Below are 15,985 nucleotides of genomic sequence, written 5' to 3' on the forward strand. Positions count from 1 at the left end.
GCGCGGCTTCGGAACGGGATCGGGTCTCAGGCGTCGGTCAACGGCACGCAGGCGTCGGCATCCCAGCCAAAGCTGACGTCCATGCGCGGTTCGGGCCGCACGCCCGCATGCCAAGTTGGCTGTGAAACCAGCACTTCGCCCAAGACGTCGTGGTCAACGAGCACCTGACAGCGTTCGCCGAGATAGCTGATCTGCCGGACACGGCCGGTAAACGGTTCTTCGCCTGGATGGCCGAGGCGAATGCGTTCGGGGCGCAACGCCAGACATCCAGCCCCCGTTTCCGCCACGCCAGCCGTCGGTTTGACCGCAAATTTCTGACCCGCGGCCTCGGCAACCAGATGCGCGCCCTCGCGGCCCGTCATGCGCGCCTCTATGAAGTTGGATTTGCCAAGGAAATTCGCCACAAAGCGGGTGCGGGGCCAATCGTAGAGTTCGCCGGGCTGACCCTCCTGCTGGATCGCGCCATCTTTGAGGATGACAATCCGGTCGGACATGGACAGCGCTTCGTCCTGATCGTGGGTCACATACACGAAGGTGACGCCAAGCCGCTCATGCAGCGCCTTGAGCTCCCATTGCAGGTCGGCGCGCAGCTTTTTGTCGAGCGCTGAGAGGGGCTCATCGAGAAGCAGCACGTCTGGCCGGAATGACAGCGCCCGCGCCAAGGCGATGCGCTGCTGCTGCCCGCCCGACAGCTGGGTCGGCATCCGGTCGGCGAACTGGCCCATCTGCACCAGATCGAGACATTCCCGCACCCGCTCTTGCAGGGCTGGCTTGGCCCATCTGCGCACGCGCAGGGGATAGCCGACATTTTCTGCCACGGTCATCGTCGGAAACAGGGCATACCCCTGAAAAACCATCGCGAAATCGCGCTTTTCCGGCGGCAGGCGGCTGATGTCTGCGCCGCGGGCATGCACCGCACCGCTGTCGAGCGCCGTGAACCCCGCGATGGCCGATAGCAGCGTGGTCTTGCCGGACCCGGATGGCCCCAGCAGGGTTAGGAACTCTCCCTTCCGAATGTCGAGATCCACGGCATCGAGCGCACGAAATCTGCCATAGGTCTTTACGGCCTGACGGACGGAGAGAATAGGATCGGACATCTGTCTGCCTTCTGACATCGGTGCGAAGCTGTAGGCTCCTGCGGTGTCATAAGGTGAGCAGTCCCGGCCAACATTTTGAAATTAAAAATACGACCCTAGTAATAATCTGCGGTTATTCCCCACTCTGCCAAGGCCGCGGCATCGTTCAACGCGCTGCGCACAAATTCCTGAAATTGCATAGCAACATGGGAGGTCGGGAACAGGTTCGATGTCACCCCGTGTAGGGCAACCGGCATCGCGGGCTCGATCTCGCGCACGGCGATGCTGCGCCGCGCGACACCTAGCAGCGCAAAGTTGTCGACCAACGCGACCCCCGCGCCAGCGGATACCATTTCCAGCGCGGTGGAGGTGTGGCGCACCTCACAGAAATATCGGCGCTCGATCCCGTTTTTGCGGTACACTTCGTCAATCATCTGCCCAAGCGGTGTGCCGGTCCCGTAGGAGATGTGGCGCACATGGTTGAGATCGAGCACGTTGATGCGGCGCGACAGGGCCAATTCGTGGTCTTCGGGCATGGCGCACATCATGTTTCCCGAAGCCATCTGACGCACACTCAATGCCGTGTGGCGCGGCAAGGTGATTGAAAAGCCAAGCTCCGCGCGCCCGCTGATCAGCTGTTGGATGATGTCGTCGACGCTGCCAAGTTCAATCGAAAGCTGCACGCGCGGTCGGGTGCGGGTGAATTCCGTGATCAGCCGCGGCAACAGGACATAGCCGATCGATGGGGTCGCGATCACGTTTAGTTGCCCGACCGTGCCGCCCCGCAACTGGTTGATGATCCGGTCCACACGTTTCTGTTGCGAGAAAAGATGTTGGGCTTCTTGCGCGATATGGAGCGCCTCGGGCGTGGGCGTCAGCCGCCCCTTTTCCCGCTTGAACAGCGGAAAGCCCACCAAGTCCTCAATGTGACGGATCATGTTGGACACCGCCGGTTGGCTCACCGAGAGCGATTCCGCCGCCTCGGACGTGGTGCCCAGATCGATGACCGCGCATAGGACCTCAAGCTGCCTCAACCGGATCATGGAGAATAACCTTACATTATTTATTGGGCCTGCTTTTTTATTTCCAGATGAAGTGCCCGCTGTCTACCCTCCTGCATAAGATTTGGAAGGAGCAGGCAATGAGCCGTAAAACCGTATTCGCTGTGGCCCAGATGGGGCCTGTCCATCTTGCCGATAACAAGGAGGCCACGGTCGGACGCCTGATCGAGATGCTGCGCGAAGCTCATGGCCGCGGCGCGCGCTGGGTGACCTTTCCGGAACTGGCTCTGACCACGTTTTTCCCGCGCTATGTCTATGATGATCCCGCGGAATACGACCGTTTTTACGAAGAGGGCTGCCCCTCGCCTGCGATGGTTCCGCTGTTTGATGAGGCGAAAAAGCTCGGCATCGGGTTCTATCTGGGCTACGCCGAAAAAGTGACCGAGGCCGGCACCGTGCACCGGTTCAATACCTCGATCCTGATGTCGCCTGCCGGTGAGCTGCTTGGAAAATATCGCAAGATTCACCTGCCCGGCACCAAGGATCCGATTGGAGATCCGGAATTCGAACACTTGGAAAAGCGCTATTTCGAGGTCGGCGACCTTGGGTTCCCGGTGTTCCAGTCCGATGTCGGCCGCGTCGGGATGTGCATCTGCAATGACCGCCGCTGGCCCGAAACCTTCCGCGTTATGGCCCTTCGCGGGGCCGAGATCTTCATGCTTGGCTACAACACGCCAACCCGCAACATCCATCACAACGAGGCGGCGCATCTTCGCGAGCATCACCACCGTCTGAGCCTTGAATCCGCAGCCTACCAGAACGGCGCTTGGGTGATGGCCGCGGGCAAATGCGGCTCGGAGGACGGTTTTGCCATGATCGGCGGCTCCGCCATCGTGGCGCCCACGGGTGAAACCGTCACCCGCGCGGTCACCGAGGAAGACGAAGTGATTTCCTACAACTGTGACTTGGCGCTGGGCGAATACATCCGGCGCTCGGTCTTCAATTTCTCGAAACACCGCCGGATCGAGCATTACGGCCCGATCACGGCACAGACCGGCGTGGAGATCGCATAATGACCTATTCGCTTGCTGGACGCTGTCCCAAAACCGACCGCATCGGCTTTGCGGTGGCCACCTCGTCCGTGGCTGTCGGGGCGCGTGTCGGGGCGGTGCTGCCCGGCTGCGTGGTCTTCTCGCAGGCCCGCACCGATCCGCGCCTGCACCGCGTCGGCCTGCGCGCCTTTGAAGGGGGCGCTGATGCCGCTGGAGTGCTCGAAACGATGCGAACTGCCGCCCATGCGCCCCATTGGCGCCAGCTGGGCGTGCTGACCATGCAGGGCGAAGGTGTCCACCATACCGGCACGTCCTGCCTCGAACATGCCGACGGCCTTACCGGGACAGACTGCCTCGCCATTGGGAATTTTCTGGGCAGCGCCGAGGTTTTGCCAGAAATGGTGCGCGGTTTCGAGGAGGGCTCAGGCACGCTTGAACAGCGGCTTTTGGCCGGGATGTTGGCGGGCGAAGCGGCTGGCAGTGAACGCGACCCTCTGCAATCGGCGTTTCTGGTCGTCATGGGCCCGGACGAATTGAAGGACACCGACCTTCGCATCGACGATTCCAGAACGCCGCTGCAAGACGTGGCTGCCCTTTACGCCGACTGGGCTCCCAAGTCCGAGGCTTACCGGCTGCGTGCTGTCGATCCCGATAGCGCGCCATCCTCGTCAGTGATCGAGGGTGCAAGCCCGGCCTGAGCTACAGCTCGGGCCTTGCCCCTTACACCCAATTACGAAGGGAGCGGAAAGCTCCCCGTAGCGCGGGCGCAGCCCGGGGTCTTCTGCGTGCCGAATTACCCGATCCCGTAACCAACAGTGGAGATTCCCAATGACATTTAAAATCACAACTCTGGTCTCGTCTCTTGTGCTCGGCCTCGCCGCCAGCGCCGCCGCTGCCGATACGGCTGCTGAAATGGTCCCCGCGGACATCAAGGAAAAGGGCTATCTCTCGGTCGGCATCGAAAGCACCTATCCTCCGATGGCCTTCCGCAACCCCGAAACCAACGAGCGCGCGGGCATCAACGTGATGCTTGTGGACGCGCTCGGCGAGGTGCTCGGCCTTGAAATCCGCTACGAGGACATGGGCTTTGAGCAGCTGATGACCTCGGTCGCCAGCGGCCGTATCGACATGATCGGCACCGCGATTTCGGACCTGCCGAGCCGCCGCGAAACCATGTCCTTCGTCGACTATCTCTCGACCGGCGCGCAGCCCTTCGGCCTTGTCGCGACGGCGTCCGAACTGTCCGACACCGCCGATCTGTGCGGTCATGCGGTCGGTGCGCCGCGGACCACAAGCTATCTGCCGTCGCTGGAAGCATGGAACGAGGAAAACTGCATTGGTGCAGATCTCGAAGCGATGAATGTGCTGGGCACCGGCGGCGCGACGGACACCCGTCTTTCGCTGATGCAGGGCCGTCTCGATGCCGGATTGCTGGGTCAGGAATATGTCGCGTATCTGATGGCGCAGGAACCCGACACGTTCGGCACGATCGGCGAGCCGATCACCCGCACGCTTTTCGGTTTCGCTTTTGGCACCGAATACACCGAACTGCGGGATGCCGTGGCGCAGGGCGTCACCGAAATCATGGAAAACGGCGCCTATACCGCCGCGCTTGAAGCGTTCGGCATGGAAGCGCAGGCGCTGACCGAAGTTTCGATCGATCAGGGCACCTGAGCGATGGAGGCCAAGGTCTCTGATATGACCGGGATGCAGGGCGTGGTCTGGGGTGAGGCTGCGGGCGGGGCACCGTTTGCCCTGTGCCCACAGCCCATTCCCCAACCCGGACGAGGAGAGGTGCGCCTTCGCGTGGCGGCGGCAGCCCTCAACTATTCGGACCTGCTGCTGGCGCGTGGGCGTTACTCGCTCGCCAGTCCGGTCGCCGGGATCGAAGCCTCCGGGATCATCGATGCGCTGGGCTCCGACGTCACCGACTGGAAGGTCGGTGACAGGGTCTGCGCGCTGAGCGATGGCGGGGCGCAGGCCGATTGGCTCTGCGCCCGCGCCGACCACCTGCTGCCTTGGCCCGAAAGGCTAGACGCGGCGGAAGCAGCCTGCCTGCCGGAGGCGATGGCCACGATCTGGTCTAACCTCGTCGATCTCGGCGGTATGGCGCGCGGCCAGACCTTGGTCGTTCACGGCGCGTCTGGCGGCATGGGCAGCTTCGCGGTCGAAGCCGGCCACGCGATGGGGCTGAAAGTGATTGCCTGTGCCAGCACCCCAAAAACGGAGTTCGTTCGCAGCTTGGGCGCCGACCATGTGATCGACGGGCGCGACCCAGAGACATTCGCTCAAGAAGTGTCCGCCCTCACGGCAGGGGGCGGTGCCGACCTCATCCTAGACGTCATGGGAGGCTCCCACCTCGCAGCGAATGTCGCCGCCGCCGCACTGGACGGGCGGATCGTGGTGATCGGGCTGATGGGCGGCCCGGACGCGCAGGCGCCTCTCGGCAAGATGATGGGCAAACGGCTGACGCTGTTCACGACATCGCTGCGGGACCGTCCGGTTCAGGCCAAGGCCCGTATTGTCTCCGGTGCGCGGCGGGATCTGCTGCCGCTGGTTGACCGGGGCGCGCTCACGCCGCGCATCGCGCGTCGCTTTGCACTGGCCGACATCGCAGAGGCTCACCGCTTCATGGAAAGCCGAAACCATCTCGGAAAAATCGTCCTCGAAACACCGACAGCACCCGACAGGACCATAGACACATGACCTTGCCCCCTAACCCGTATGCAGATCTGCCGGTGATCCGCCGCCGTTATCATGGTCGTTACCTTTCGGCGGCGCTGATCCTTCTAGCGCTTGGCGGAATTGCCTATGGCTTTGCCGTGGGCAAGATCGAATGGAGCTATGTCGGGCGCTTCCTCACCGTTCCTGCGATCATGAGCGGGCTTCTTAATACCGTGATCATGTCGATCCTCGCGATGCTGATCGGCATCGCGCTGGGCGTGATCTTTGCGATCATGCGCCTGTCCAGCAATCCGGTCCTTAGCTGGTCGGCGCGCGGATATGTCTGGTTCTTTCGAGCCGTCCCGGTCCTGCTGCAATTGCTGATCTGGTTTAACCTCGCGCTGATCTTTCCCAGCATTTCTATTCCGGGCGTCTTTTCGATATCGACGGTCAATCTGATGACCCCATTCGTGGCAACGCTGCTCGGCCTTGGCATCCAGCAGGGCGCTTATACGTCTGAGGTGGTGCGCGCGGGTCTCATGTCGGTTGATCGCGGCCAATACGAAGCGGCGCAGTCGATCGGGATGCCGCAGCTGCAATGCCTGCGCCGCATCGTCATTCCTCAAGCCATGCGTGTGATCGTTCCGCCCATCGGCAACGAATGGATCGGGATGGTAAAGCTGACCTCTCTGGCGTCGGTCATTCAGTATTCCGAAATTCTGCACTCGGCACAGAATATCTACTACGCCAATGCGCGTGTGATCGAACTGCTCATCGTCGCATCGATTTGGTATCTGCTCATCGTCACGGTCATGAGCATTCTGCAAAGCCGTATCGAAAATTTCTACGCCAAGGGCGTGCGCCAGAGCGGGAGCAAGACATGACCAAGGATCCTATCGTCGCCTCCTACGGGCTACAGAAGCATTTCGGCACCTTTCATGCGCTGAAGGGCATCGACCTGACGGTGCAGAAGGGCGAAGTGCTTTGTATCATCGGCCCGTCAGGCTCAGGCAAAAGCACGTTCCTGCGCTGTATCAACCAGCTTGAGTCAGTCAGCGGCGGGCATCTTATCGTGGCGGGCGATCTCGTCGGGTTTCGCCGCGAGGGGGATCGCCTTCGGGAACTCACTGACCGCGAAATCGCTCGGCAGCGGCTGAAAACAGCCATGGTGTTCCAGCGCTTCAACCTGTTCCCGCATAAGACCGCGTTGGAAAATGTGACCGAGGGCCCGATTCAGGTGTTGCGCCACCCCCGCGCAAAAGCCCGCGCCAAAGCAGAAGAACTTCTGACCAAGGTGGGGTTGGGGGAAAAGCTCAATGCCTACCCCTCTGAGCTGTCGGGGGGCCAGCAACAGCGTGTCGCCATTGCCCGCGCTTTGGCGATGGAGCCCGAGGTGCTGCTGTTTGACGAGCCGACATCGGCGCTCGACCCGGAATTGGTAGGCGAGGTGCTGAACGTCATGCGCAGCCTTGCCCAGACCGGCATCACCATGATCATCGTCACCCATGAACTTGGCTTTGCGCGCGATGTGGCGCACCGGGTGCTGTTCATGGATCACGGCGAGGTGGTCGAAACCGGCAGCCCCGAACAGGTGCTCGGCACGCCTACCGAACCACGGACGCGGGCGTTCATTTCCGCAGTGCGGTCGCACGGCTGAGCGATGTGCTTGTATGGGGCGGTCCGGACTGGGCCGTCCCACAACGCAGCCGTGAGACGCGCCAAGCGCTGGTAGTGGCGTTCCTGCCCACCGACCGGGGGGCAACAGAGGAAGGCTACCTGTCGGGCCTTGCCGGGCGTAATTTCTGCCATGCTGCAAATAGGGTCTGAGAAGCCCCTACGCGCCGGGCGCATGGGACCGAACTCCCAGCACTCCACCGCATCAAACGAGGTCAAGGCAGCTTAATGGCCGCGAAGGCACCATAAGCGCCTGTTCTTATATAGAAAATTTGGTGCCGCTGAAGGGACTCGAACCCCCGACCCCATCATTACGAATGACGTGCTCTACCAGCTGAGCTACAGCGGCCCCGGTCCGCAAGGGCGGGACGGGTGGTCTTTATCAACCGGACCGCAGCCGCGCAAGGTCGAGAATTCGACTTCTGCACAGACGGTCCGGCTGGGCATGCGTGACGGTCAGGCCGGGGTTTTCGGCGCGGCTCCGTTGACGGGGGACTCGCCCGGTGCGACCGGCGGCGTGCCGGTCAGATCGGGCGCGGCCTCGGCGCGGGGGGCGTCGGGATCAGCGCTTTCAGGGCTCGCTGCGACATCTACGGTGTCGCCATCGCTCAGGGCCGCGTCATCCACGACCGTCAGGTCTGCGGCAGGGCCTGTATCCTTCCGCCCGACGATGAGCGGCAGCATGGCGGTTCCGGTGGGCATGGCCAGCTCGGCATGGGTCGGTTCCTTCCACGCCAGCGTATCGAAGCTGTGGCAGTTCGAACAAACGGGCTGCCAATGCGATTCGATGTTGGCGCAGTTGTCGCAGACCCATTGCGGCCCGCGCGACGCGGTAAGCGCCCGGGTCAGCCAGCCCCGCACAACGGCGTCGTCGCTGCCTTCGCCCCGCTCGATGGCGGCCATGATGGTCAGAACCCGCGCCGTGGGATCGGTTTCCACCAGATCGCCCAAGGCACGCCGCGCAGCGGGGAAATCTTCGGCTGCGATCAGCAATTCCGCCTGTAGCATCCGCGTTTCGGGATGATCGCCGCGCAGGCGGGTCAGGGTGTTGAACCGCTTCAGCCGGGCCTGCGGGCTTTCGTCAGGCTCAATGGCGGCAAAGGCGGCGGCAAGGTCGGGATGCGGCTGCGCTTCCCATGTCTTTTTTAGAACGCGGGTCGCATAGCGCGGTTTGCCGTCACGGATGTAGCCTTCGGCCGCCAGAACGGAGGCCGGGATCAGATCGGGCGACAGGCGGTTGGCCTCGATCGCGGCTTCGCGGGCCTCGATGGAATTGCCTTCGGCCAGCACGTCCTTTGCCTCGCTCAGGGCCAGCACGGCATCGCGGCGGCGGTGAACATCGCGGGGCAGGGCGCCGTGCTTCAGCTTGGCTGCAAGCGTGCGGCGCGCCCCGGTCCAATCATGCTTTTCCGCCTGTAGTTTCAGCAGGGTATCCTGCGTTTCGGCGTGCTTGGGCTTCAGCGCAAAGGCCTTCTCCGCCAGCTTCAGGGCGGTGTCGGTTTCGCCTGCGGCCAGCTTCTGCTGCAAGATGCCACGAATACCGACGAACCGCGTGCCGTCATGGGTGAGCAGCGTCTTGTAGGTGTCCTCGGCCAGTTGACGGTCACCGGTCTGCTCGGCGGCCTGTGCGATGACCAGATGGGTCAGTTGCGGCCGGTCGAGGTATTTGTCAGCGCGGCGTGCTTTCGCAAGCGCCTGCTGCCCCTCGCCGGACGCCAGCGCCATCAGCGCATCGGACAGCGCTTGCAGCCCCTTGCGTTCGCGGCTGCGGTCGAAATGGCGGCTGAGCGCGGTGTTGTCCCCGTTGATAAAACGCACAACGGCGACCAGCAGCCCGGCAAGCTTCAGCACCAGCCACAGGCCAAGCATCAGCACCAGCGCACCGATCACGGCCTGCACGGGGCCAAGGTTATATTCGGTGCCCGCCAGCGCGATGCGGATACCGGCGCCAGTTTCCATCAGATAGCCCGCGCCAAGCGTCAGGGCCGCGATGAGCGCCACGAAGAAGAGGATCTTAATCAGGGACCAGAGCATGTGTTTCCTCGGTTGGCGTCAGTTAGTTTGCGGCCGGCGTGGCGGAGGCATCGGTATCGACCTGCTGCAGCGCGGTCACCACCGAAAGACGGGTGCGCGCCTGCGCAAGCCAGTCGGACATATCCGACAGGGCGGGGTCGGGCAGGGATTCAACCTGTGTCACGGCCTCGTCCAGCTTGCCAGAGGTCAGCGCCGCTTCGGCCCGCGACAGAACGGCGTCGGGATCGTCGCCGTCGCGCGGCGTGATGGAGCGGGTGCCGAACTGGTTGCGGAGGAAATTGCCGAAGCGGCCCCCCTCATCGGGGTTCGCGTTGCGCGCGCTGGCAATGGCGCGGCGCGCGGCATCGGGGAAGGACGCCTGAAGGGTCGCCAACGTCGGCACCCCGTTTTCGGCGTTCTCGACCAGCGGCGCGGGCGGATCTTGCAGCACGGCGAGCGGCTCGGCAAAGGGTTCACCGGCATCGACCGCGGCGCGGATATCGGCCAGCGCATTGCGCCGCGCGGCCAGCGCGGCACGGTCGGCGGCGTTCGTCTGCGCGGCATCTGCGTCGGACAGAAGCTGCTCCATCCGGGCCACCTGCGCGGCGACCTCTTCGCGCAGGGTCGCGACCTCCGACTGGTAGGAGGACAGCGCGGCGGCGACCGCTTCGCTTTCGTTTTCGGTGACGGCGGTGCGCTCGATCTCGTCGAGCCGCTCGGTCAGGCTGCCGATCCGGGTCGACAGGTCTTCGAGCGTGGCGGAGTTGGCAGCAATGCCGTCCTCCAGCGTCGCAACGGCGGCGGCATCGGCCTTGCCGTCGATGACGCCTTGCTGATCGCGCAGCGCGGCATCCAGCCCGGAGGTGTCGGAATATAGCTGCGGGAATACCAGCGGCGTCAGAATCACAAGGATCAGCGCGGCAATGGCCCCGCCCGCAAGCCCGGCAAGGAACCCACCCCCGCCACCGGAGCCAGACCCATCCGATCCGTCACGGCGCGCAGGCTGCGCATCCGGCACGGCAGAGCCATGCAAATCGGGCGGGGTGTCGCCCGCCGGGGCGCTGGGCCCCGCATTGGGGCCATCCGGGGTGGTGTCGGCGCGACCGGAGGCGGTCACGACCGGCACGCCTGAACTGTCGAGCGTGTCGTCATCGTCGTCCTTGGTAGCCTTGCCGGACGTATCGGCTTCGGTCGCGGTCGGCGAGGTCAGCGCCGGATCATCGGGGGTCACCGTTGCCTCGGACACCGGGCCGGTATCGTCCTGAGCCGGATCATCGCTGATCTGCTCGGCGGGCGTAGCCGGAGTGTCCCCGTCCGGTTTGCCGCCACGGGCCGGGCGCTCAATTCCGATCGGACCGGGCAGCACCCTGTCGCGGGACGTCGCAGAAGCGGCGGCAGCATCGCGCGGGGCCTCCGTGGCCTGCGGTTCTGCCGCGCTGTCGGACGCGGTTGCGGGGCTGGACTTGCGCCGCGTGCTCTGGCTGGTTCCCCGGCGCGTGGTGTTGGCCGGTCCTTTGGTCGATGTTCCCCGGGTCTTGGGCACGGGCGTCTCCTCGTCTGTCGGCTGCGGACTTACGCAAAGCGCCGCTGCCAGAGCAACCTAGTGCGGCAGGTGCCCGGCCTCAACCCGCTGACCCTGCGGCAATGCAATCAACGACAGCATCGCGCATCGCATCCGCCTGCGGAACGGGCGCCGTCAGTAGCCGGTCGGCGGGGCCGGTCCATGCCGCGCGGACCTCGTCGCTGAGCGCAATCACCTGCGTTACACCGGGACGCGGCGGCATCTGCGCGGCAAGCAAGGCGGCTGAGCGCGGCGAAAACAGCGGCACGATCAGGCGCGGCGTGGTGGCCAGCACCTGCCGCGCCGCATCGGCGATGTCGCAGGGGTGTTGGTCATAGACCACGCGCCGCGCGGCGGTCAGCCCCGCTTGGTCAAGGGTTTCGACCAGCGCGCCGCGGTGATGGCGCCCGCTCAGATGCAGCAGCGGCGCGGAGGGGCGGGCGGTGCGGAGCAGGTCCAGCAGGGCCGCTGCATCGGGGGCGGTGGCGCATACCGTGTGGCCCGCGGCGCGGACCTTGCCGGCCGTTTGTGCGCCCACGCACCACACCCGGCGCGGGGCCGGGCCGATGGCGGGCAGCGCCGCTTCTGAGGTCACGATCAACTCCGCCTCTGCCGGCAGGGGGGCTAGGGGGCAAAGCGAAATGGTCATCACCGGCGCGATCAGCGGCGTGACCTGTGCAAGCGCCGCAGGCGGCAGGGTCGACAGGAACCGCCGCGCCCGATCCGCCGGGCGGGAGATCAGCAATGTGCAATCTTGCCGGTTCACAACCCCGCCCCCGCGCAGTATCCCATCTGGCAGATGTAGCCCTACCGGGCCGCGCGCCACAAGGTGCGCCGACAGGAGGCCGGATGACAGACCCCGCACGCCCGCTGACCCTGCTGGGCATCGAAAGCAGCTGCGACGACACCGCTGCGGCGGTCGTGCGCGCAGGGGCACAGGGCGGTGAAATCCTGTCATCGCGGGTGGTGAGCCAAGCGGACCTGCACGCGGCGTTCGGCGGCGTGGTGCCGGAAATCGCGGCGCGCGCCCATGCCGAGAAACTCGATATCGTGGTGGAGCAGGCGCTGGCGGAGGCAGGCGTGGCGCTTGGCGCGCTCGATGCGATTGCGGTGACCTCCGGTCCTGGTTTGATCGGGGGGGTGATCTCGGGGGTGATGTGCGCGCGGGGGCTGGCGCTGGGCTCTGGCTTGCCGCTGGTCGGGGTCAATCATCTGGCCGGTCATGCCCTGACCCCTCGGCTGACCGACGGGCTGGAATTTCCTTATCTGATGCTGCTGGTGTCCGGCGGGCATTGTCAGTTCCTGATCGTGAGCGGCCCGGACGACTTTACCCGGCTTGGCGGCACCATCGACGACGCGCCGGGCGAGGCGTTCGACAAAACCGCGCGCCTGCTGGGTCTGCCGCAGCCCGGTGGCCCGGCGGTGGAGGCAGAGGCCGCGCAGGGCGACGGGACACGGTTTCGCTTTCCCCGCCCGCTGCTGGACCGACCCGGCTGCGACATGAGCTTCTCGGGGCTGAAAACCGCGCTGCTGCGTGCCCGCGATGCCTGCATGGCCGAGGCGGGCGGCCTGCGGCGGCAGGACCGCGCCGATCTCTGCGCTGGGTTTCAGGACGCCGTAGCCGCCGTGCTGGCCGAAAAAAGCCGCCGCGCCATCACAGCCTATCTTGCGCTGGCCCCCGCCGCACCTGCCTTGGCCGTGGCGGGCGGGGTCGCGGCCAATGGCCCGATCCGGGCGCGGTTGCAGGCGCTTTGCGATGAAACCGGATTGACGTTCACCGCGCCGCCGCTGCGCCTATGCACCGATAATGCCGCCATGATCGCATGGGCCGGGATCGAGACGCTGCGTGCCGGCGTTGACCCCACGCCCGAGCAACTGGTCGCGCGCCCACGCTGGCCGCTCGACAGCGGCGCGACGCCGATGCTCGGGTCAGGCAAGAAAGGGGCCAAGGCATGAGCACGGTCACAATTCTGGGCGGGGGGGCGTTTGGCACGGCGCTGGCCATCGCGATCGGACGCGCAGGCACGCCCGTCACACTGTGGATGCGCGACGCAGACCACGCCGCCGCCGTGCAGCACGACCGCGAAAACCGCGCCCGGCTGCCGGGCGCTGCGCTGCCGCCCACGGTGACCGCGACGGCGGAGTTGACGCCGGTCGCGCCGGGAACGGCGGTGCTGCTGTCGGTGCCGATGCAGCAATTGGCCTCCGTGCTAGAGCAGCACCGCGACGCCCTGACCGGCGCGGCGCTGGTCGCGTGTTGCAAAGGCATGGACCTTACCCGTGGGTTAGGTCCGACCGGCGTCATTGCAGAGGTCATGCCGGGCGCGACCGCCGCCATCCTCACCGGGCCCAGCTTCGCCGCCGATATCGGCATCGGCCTGCCCACCGCTTTGACGCTTGCCTGCACGGACGATGTTGCGGGCGGTGCATTGCAGCAGGCGCTGTCGACGCCGGTTTTGCGGCTTTACCGCAGCGCCGACCCAATCGGCGCGGAGATCGGCGGCGCATTGAAGAACGTGATCGCCATCGCCTGCGGCACCTGCATCGGCGCGGGGTTCGGCGAAAGCGCCCGCGCGGCGCTGATGACCCGTGGCTACGCCGAAATGGTGCGGCTGGCCGTCGATCTGGGCGGGCGGGCCGAGACGCTGAGCGGGCTGTGCGGCTTTGGCGATCTGGCGCTGACCTGCGGGTCTGAGCTGTCGCGCAACTTCCGCCACGGGCTGGCGCTGGGCCGGGGCGCGGAGATTGACGCCACCGCTACCGTCGAGGGGGTCGCCACCGCCCGCGCCACCGCCGCACTGGCGGATCGTCGTGGCATCGAAATGCCAATCGCTCATGTCGTTGCCGGGCTATGCTCGGGCGCGCTTACGCCGGAGGCCGCGATGGACCGGCTTCTGGCCAGACCTTTGAAGGAGGAATAACCCATGCGTTTCGTGATCCACTGCACCGACAAGCCCGGCGCGCTCCAAATCCGCAAGGACAACCGCGAGGCGCATCTGGCCTATCTGAAAGAGACCGGCGTGGTCGAGCAGGCCGGTCCGCTGCTGGATGACGCGGGCGACATGTGCGGCTCCACCCTGATCCTTGAGCTGCGCGACATGAGCGCGGCGCAGGACTGGGCGGCGAATGACCCCTACGCCAAGGCGGGCCTGTTCGACAGCGTGCGCATCAATGCGTGGAATCGGGTGATCGGCTGATGGCCTACTGGCTGTTCAAATCCGAGCCCGACACATGGTCCTTTGCCGATCAGCAGGCGCGTGGGGCCGAGGGCGAGCCTTGGGACGGTGTGCGCAATTATCAGGCGCGCAATTTCATGCGGGACATGAAGGTTGGCGATCTGGGGTTTTTCTACCATTCGCAGACCGACAAGGCGGTGGTGGGGATCGTGCGCGTCTGCGTCGAGGCCCATCCCGATCCGTCGACGGATGATCCGCGCTGGGAATGCGTCGATGTCGAAGCCGTGCGGCCCTTTGCGACGCCGGTGGCGCTGGACCGGATCAAGGCCGAGCCGGTGTTGAGCGAAATGGTTCTGGTGAAAAACGCGCGCCTCTCCGTCCAGCCCGTGCGGGAGGCCGAATGGCTGCGGATCTGTGAGATGGGCGGCACGGATCCAGCGCCGTAAAGCGCGGCGGGCCAGACGCGGCAACGGACAAGGCGGATGGAGCGGCGGCATGTGCCTGCCTCTCCATCCTGCTCAGTCCCACGCACCACACGCGACCACGGACGTCAGATCAGACGCGCAAGGAACGGGGTTGGCTGCATTTGCGCCCAATCCGGTGCTCGAACGGTTCTGCTGATGGGTCGAGTATAGCCAGCAAGGTGCGTTTCACCTAACCCCGAATACCCGGCATTCGCCTCAAATCGGCACGGGCGACCCGGGTCGTGCTGCGAACCCCGTATGCGTCACCTCAACCGTAGATGGCTTCTTTCCCGAAGTGTTTGGTGAGCATGTAATAGACGACGGCGCGATATTTGTTGCGCTCGGATTTGCCGTAGGTTTCGATCACGCTGTCGAGCGCGTCGCCCAGTTCCGGCCCGTCGCTGAGGCCCAGTTTCTTGACCAGAAAGTTCTTTTTCACAGTGTCCAGTTCACCGGGCTGGCTGGCGGCGATGGTGGCGCTATCGGCATTGTAGATCGACGGGCCGCAGCCAATCGTGACCTTGGTGAGCAGATCCATGTCGGGGTCCATCCCGCATTTCTGCTTCAGGTCTTCGGCGTAGCGGGCGATCAGGTCTTCACGTTTTCCCATTTCAACAATTCCCTCGTCTGACGCATGGTCCGGTTTAGCCCGGATACAAGTATCAAAGCCGAGGAGGATGTATCCGACAACCGGTAATTCCCCGCGCGCGGGGCGGGTCGGTTTGCATTGACGTTGGGCAAACGATGAAAAAATGCAAAGAATTCGTGACAAACGCACAAAGCCGTGACCTCCTTACAGTCAAGGGCAGGTGCAGGCGGGATCGTCCAGCTGTCCGGATCGGAACCAGACAGGGGACCAGACATGACCAGCGAAGTTTTCGTCGTCGCCTATGAAAGCGATGATGACGCGGGGCTTCTAGCCTATGCGATCGACAGGGCAACCAAGGATGGCGCGACATTGAAGATCGTGCACATCCTCGAATGGTCGCCCTACAAATTCCTGACACCGCAGGAGATCGAAGAGCGCCATACCCGCCGCAAGCAGGAGATGTTGCGCGCGCAGGAGATCATCATCGACCCAGCCGTGGAAAAGGCCCGCAAGGCCGGGATCGAGGCCACGGGCGAGCTGCGTTACGGCACGGTCGTCGAGCAGATCGCCGACATCGCCGCGCGGTCGAGCGCCGCGATGATCTTCGTCGGACGGTCCGGCAGCAACAGCATCAGCGCCCGCGTGTTCGGGTCGGTGCCGCTTGGCCTTGCGCAGATCGCGCCCGTTCCCACCGTCATCGTCCCGTAAGCTGGAG

General features: G+C 64.8%; 17 protein-coding genes and 1 tRNA gene. 11 read left to right on the forward strand and 7 right to left on the reverse strand.

The annotated features are described in order from the left end of the window. Window positions 1-26 precede the first annotated feature (26 nt). Both CBW24_RS01695 and CBW24_RS01700 read right to left on the reverse strand, forming a co-directional pair. Window positions 27-1,097, reverse strand: a complete 1,071-nt coding sequence (locus CBW24_RS01695) for an ABC transporter ATP-binding protein (protein WP_097372476.1) — start codon at window positions 1,095-1,097, stop codon at window positions 27-29. Between the two features lie 95 nt (window positions 1,098-1,192). After that, a complete protein-coding gene (locus CBW24_RS01700) occupies window positions 1,193-2,119 on the reverse strand; it encodes a LysR family transcriptional regulator (protein ID WP_088662557.1) in 927 nt (308 codons plus the stop codon). 98 nt (window positions 2,120-2,217) lie between these two features. On the opposite strand from CBW24_RS01700, the gene CBW24_RS01705 reads away from it, so the two are divergent. The 6 genes from CBW24_RS01705 (at window position 2,218) to CBW24_RS01730 (ending at window position 7,450) form a co-directional block, all read left to right on the forward strand. Further along, window positions 2,218-3,150 (forward strand): N-carbamoyl-D-amino-acid hydrolase, encoded by a 933-nt coding sequence (locus CBW24_RS01705; RefSeq protein WP_198405209.1) that lies wholly within the window; start codon window positions 2,218-2,220, stop codon window positions 3,148-3,150. Beyond that, window positions 3,150-3,827 carry a DUF1028 domain-containing protein gene (locus tag CBW24_RS01710; protein WP_097372477.1) on the forward strand — a complete coding sequence of 226 codons (678 nt, stop codon included), beginning with the start codon at window positions 3,150-3,152 and terminating at the stop codon, window positions 3,825-3,827. Before CBW24_RS01705 ends, CBW24_RS01710 begins: the two co-directional genes overlap by 1 nt. 130 nt (window positions 3,828-3,957) lie before the next feature. Continuing rightward, window positions 3,958-4,803, forward strand: coding sequence for a transporter substrate-binding domain-containing protein (locus CBW24_RS01715; RefSeq protein WP_097372478.1), 846 nt, complete (start codon window positions 3,958-3,960; stop codon window positions 4,801-4,803). A 33-nt stretch (window positions 4,804-4,836) separates the two neighbouring features. Continuing rightward, entirely contained in the window at window positions 4,837-5,835 is a 999-nt protein-coding gene (locus CBW24_RS01720; RefSeq protein ID WP_232530290.1) for an NAD(P)H-quinone oxidoreductase, read from the forward strand. Continuing rightward, window positions 5,832-6,677, forward strand: coding sequence for an amino acid ABC transporter permease (locus CBW24_RS01725; protein WP_097372480.1), 846 nt, complete (start codon window positions 5,832-5,834; stop codon window positions 6,675-6,677). The genes CBW24_RS01720 and CBW24_RS01725 overlap by 4 nt, the downstream gene beginning before the upstream one ends. Further along, window positions 6,674-7,450: an amino acid ABC transporter ATP-binding protein gene (locus CBW24_RS01730; RefSeq protein ID WP_097372481.1), complete on the forward strand. Its 777-nt coding sequence runs from the start codon at window positions 6,674-6,676 to the stop codon at window positions 7,448-7,450. Before CBW24_RS01725 ends, CBW24_RS01730 begins: the two co-directional genes overlap by 4 nt. Before the next feature lie 290 nt (window positions 7,451-7,740). Here the strand turns inward: CBW24_RS01730 and CBW24_RS01735 are convergent. From CBW24_RS01735 to CBW24_RS01750, 4 genes are all read right to left on the reverse strand, one after another. Next, window positions 7,741-7,816: transfer RNA gene (locus CBW24_RS01735), tRNA-Thr, on the reverse strand. A 107-nt stretch (window positions 7,817-7,923) separates the two neighbouring features. Then, window positions 7,924-9,501: a heme biosynthesis protein HemY gene (locus CBW24_RS01740; RefSeq protein WP_097372482.1), complete on the reverse strand. Its 1,578-nt coding sequence runs from the start codon at window positions 9,499-9,501 to the stop codon at window positions 7,924-7,926. A gap of 22 nt (window positions 9,502-9,523) precedes the next feature. After that, window positions 9,524-11,023, reverse strand: a complete 1,500-nt coding sequence (locus CBW24_RS01745; RefSeq protein WP_097372483.1) for a COG4223 family protein — start codon at window positions 11,021-11,023, stop codon at window positions 9,524-9,526. Between the two features lie 79 nt (window positions 11,024-11,102). After that, window positions 11,103-11,786 carry a uroporphyrinogen-III synthase gene (locus tag CBW24_RS01750; RefSeq protein ID WP_157773009.1) on the reverse strand — a complete coding sequence of 228 codons (684 nt, stop codon included), beginning with the start codon at window positions 11,784-11,786 and terminating at the stop codon, window positions 11,103-11,105. A 104-nt stretch (window positions 11,787-11,890) separates the two neighbouring features. Here CBW24_RS01750 and tsaD point away from each other — a divergent pair, with 104 nt between their 5' ends. Genes tsaD through CBW24_RS01770 form a run of 4 tightly spaced genes read left to right on the forward strand, consistent with a single transcriptional unit; the run spans window position 11,891 to window position 14,663 of the window. Next, window positions 11,891-12,997, forward strand: coding sequence for a tRNA (adenosine(37)-N6)-threonylcarbamoyltransferase complex transferase subunit TsaD (tsaD, locus tag CBW24_RS01755; protein WP_097372484.1), 1,107 nt, complete (start codon window positions 11,891-11,893; stop codon window positions 12,995-12,997). Further along, the gene (locus tag CBW24_RS01760) at window positions 12,994-13,962 is read left to right on the forward strand and encodes an NAD(P)H-dependent glycerol-3-phosphate dehydrogenase (protein ID WP_097372485.1); all 969 of its coding nucleotides are present in this window, start codon (window positions 12,994-12,996) and stop codon (window positions 13,960-13,962) included. Before tsaD ends, CBW24_RS01760 begins: the two co-directional genes overlap by 4 nt. Before the next feature lie 3 nt (window positions 13,963-13,965). After that, window positions 13,966-14,238 carry a YciI family protein gene (locus tag CBW24_RS01765; RefSeq protein WP_088662546.1) on the forward strand — a complete coding sequence of 91 codons (273 nt, stop codon included), beginning with the start codon at window positions 13,966-13,968 and terminating at the stop codon, window positions 14,236-14,238. Next, window positions 14,238-14,663 (forward strand): EVE domain-containing protein, encoded by a 426-nt coding sequence (locus CBW24_RS01770; protein WP_097372486.1) that lies wholly within the window; start codon window positions 14,238-14,240, stop codon window positions 14,661-14,663. Before CBW24_RS01765 ends, CBW24_RS01770 begins: the two co-directional genes overlap by 1 nt. Before the next feature lie 286 nt (window positions 14,664-14,949). Here the strand turns inward: CBW24_RS01770 and CBW24_RS01775 are convergent, their stop codons facing one another. Then, entirely contained in the window at window positions 14,950-15,291 is a 342-nt protein-coding gene (locus CBW24_RS01775) for a DUF2853 family protein (protein ID WP_088662544.1), read from the reverse strand. A 252-nt stretch (window positions 15,292-15,543) separates the two neighbouring features. Between CBW24_RS01775 and CBW24_RS01780 the strand changes: the two genes are divergently transcribed. After that, a complete protein-coding gene (locus CBW24_RS01780; RefSeq protein WP_088662543.1) occupies window positions 15,544-15,978 on the forward strand; it encodes a universal stress protein in 435 nt (144 codons plus the stop codon). Window positions 15,979-15,985: the final 7 nt, after the last annotated feature.

The organism is Pacificitalea manganoxidans (assembly GCF_002504165.1).
Taxonomy (GTDB): domain Bacteria; phylum Pseudomonadota; class Alphaproteobacteria; order Rhodobacterales; family Rhodobacteraceae; genus Pacificitalea; species Pacificitalea manganoxidans.

What these genes read in the sequence shown, in the direction of transcription:
- CBW24_RS01705 (WP_198405209.1), top strand. Translation starts at nt 2,218, where the DNA reads ATGAGCCGTAAAACCGTATTCGCTGTGGCCCAGATGGGGCCTGTCCAT.
- CBW24_RS01775 (WP_088662544.1), bottom strand. Translation starts at nt 15,291, where the DNA reads ATGGGAAAACGTGAAGACCTGATCGCCCGCTACGCCGAAGACCTGAAG.
- CBW24_RS01765 (WP_088662546.1), top strand. Translation starts at nt 13,966, where the DNA reads ATGCGTTTCGTGATCCACTGCACCGACAAGCCCGGCGCGCTCCAAATC.
- CBW24_RS01770 (WP_097372486.1), top strand. Translation starts at nt 14,238, where the DNA reads ATGGCCTACTGGCTGTTCAAATCCGAGCCCGACACATGGTCCTTTGCC.
- CBW24_RS01725 (WP_097372480.1), top strand. Translation starts at nt 5,832, where the DNA reads ATGACCTTGCCCCCTAACCCGTATGCAGATCTGCCGGTGATCCGCCGC.
- CBW24_RS01730 (WP_097372481.1), top strand. Translation starts at nt 6,674, where the DNA reads ATGACCAAGGATCCTATCGTCGCCTCCTACGGGCTACAGAAGCATTTC.
- CBW24_RS01700 (WP_088662557.1), bottom strand. Translation starts at nt 2,119, where the DNA reads ATGATCCGGTTGAGGCAGCTTGAGGTCCTATGCGCGGTCATCGATCTG.
- CBW24_RS01760 (WP_097372485.1), top strand. Translation starts at nt 12,994, where the DNA reads ATGAGCACGGTCACAATTCTGGGCGGGGGGGCGTTTGGCACGGCGCTG.
- CBW24_RS01720 (WP_232530290.1), top strand. Translation starts at nt 4,837, where the DNA reads ATGCAGGGCGTGGTCTGGGGTGAGGCTGCGGGCGGGGCACCGTTTGCC.
- CBW24_RS01710 (WP_097372477.1), top strand. Translation starts at nt 3,150, where the DNA reads ATGACCTATTCGCTTGCTGGACGCTGTCCCAAAACCGACCGCATCGGC.
- CBW24_RS01740 (WP_097372482.1), bottom strand. Translation starts at nt 9,501, where the DNA reads ATGCTCTGGTCCCTGATTAAGATCCTCTTCTTCGTGGCGCTCATCGCG.
- CBW24_RS01695 (WP_097372476.1), bottom strand. Translation starts at nt 1,097, where the DNA reads ATGTCCGATCCTATTCTCTCCGTCCGTCAGGCCGTAAAGACCTATGGC.
- tsaD (WP_097372484.1), top strand. Translation starts at nt 11,891, where the DNA reads ATGACAGACCCCGCACGCCCGCTGACCCTGCTGGGCATCGAAAGCAGC.
- CBW24_RS01715 (WP_097372478.1), top strand. Translation starts at nt 3,958, where the DNA reads ATGACATTTAAAATCACAACTCTGGTCTCGTCTCTTGTGCTCGGCCTC.
- CBW24_RS01780 (WP_088662543.1), top strand. Translation starts at nt 15,544, where the DNA reads ATGACCAGCGAAGTTTTCGTCGTCGCCTATGAAAGCGATGATGACGCG.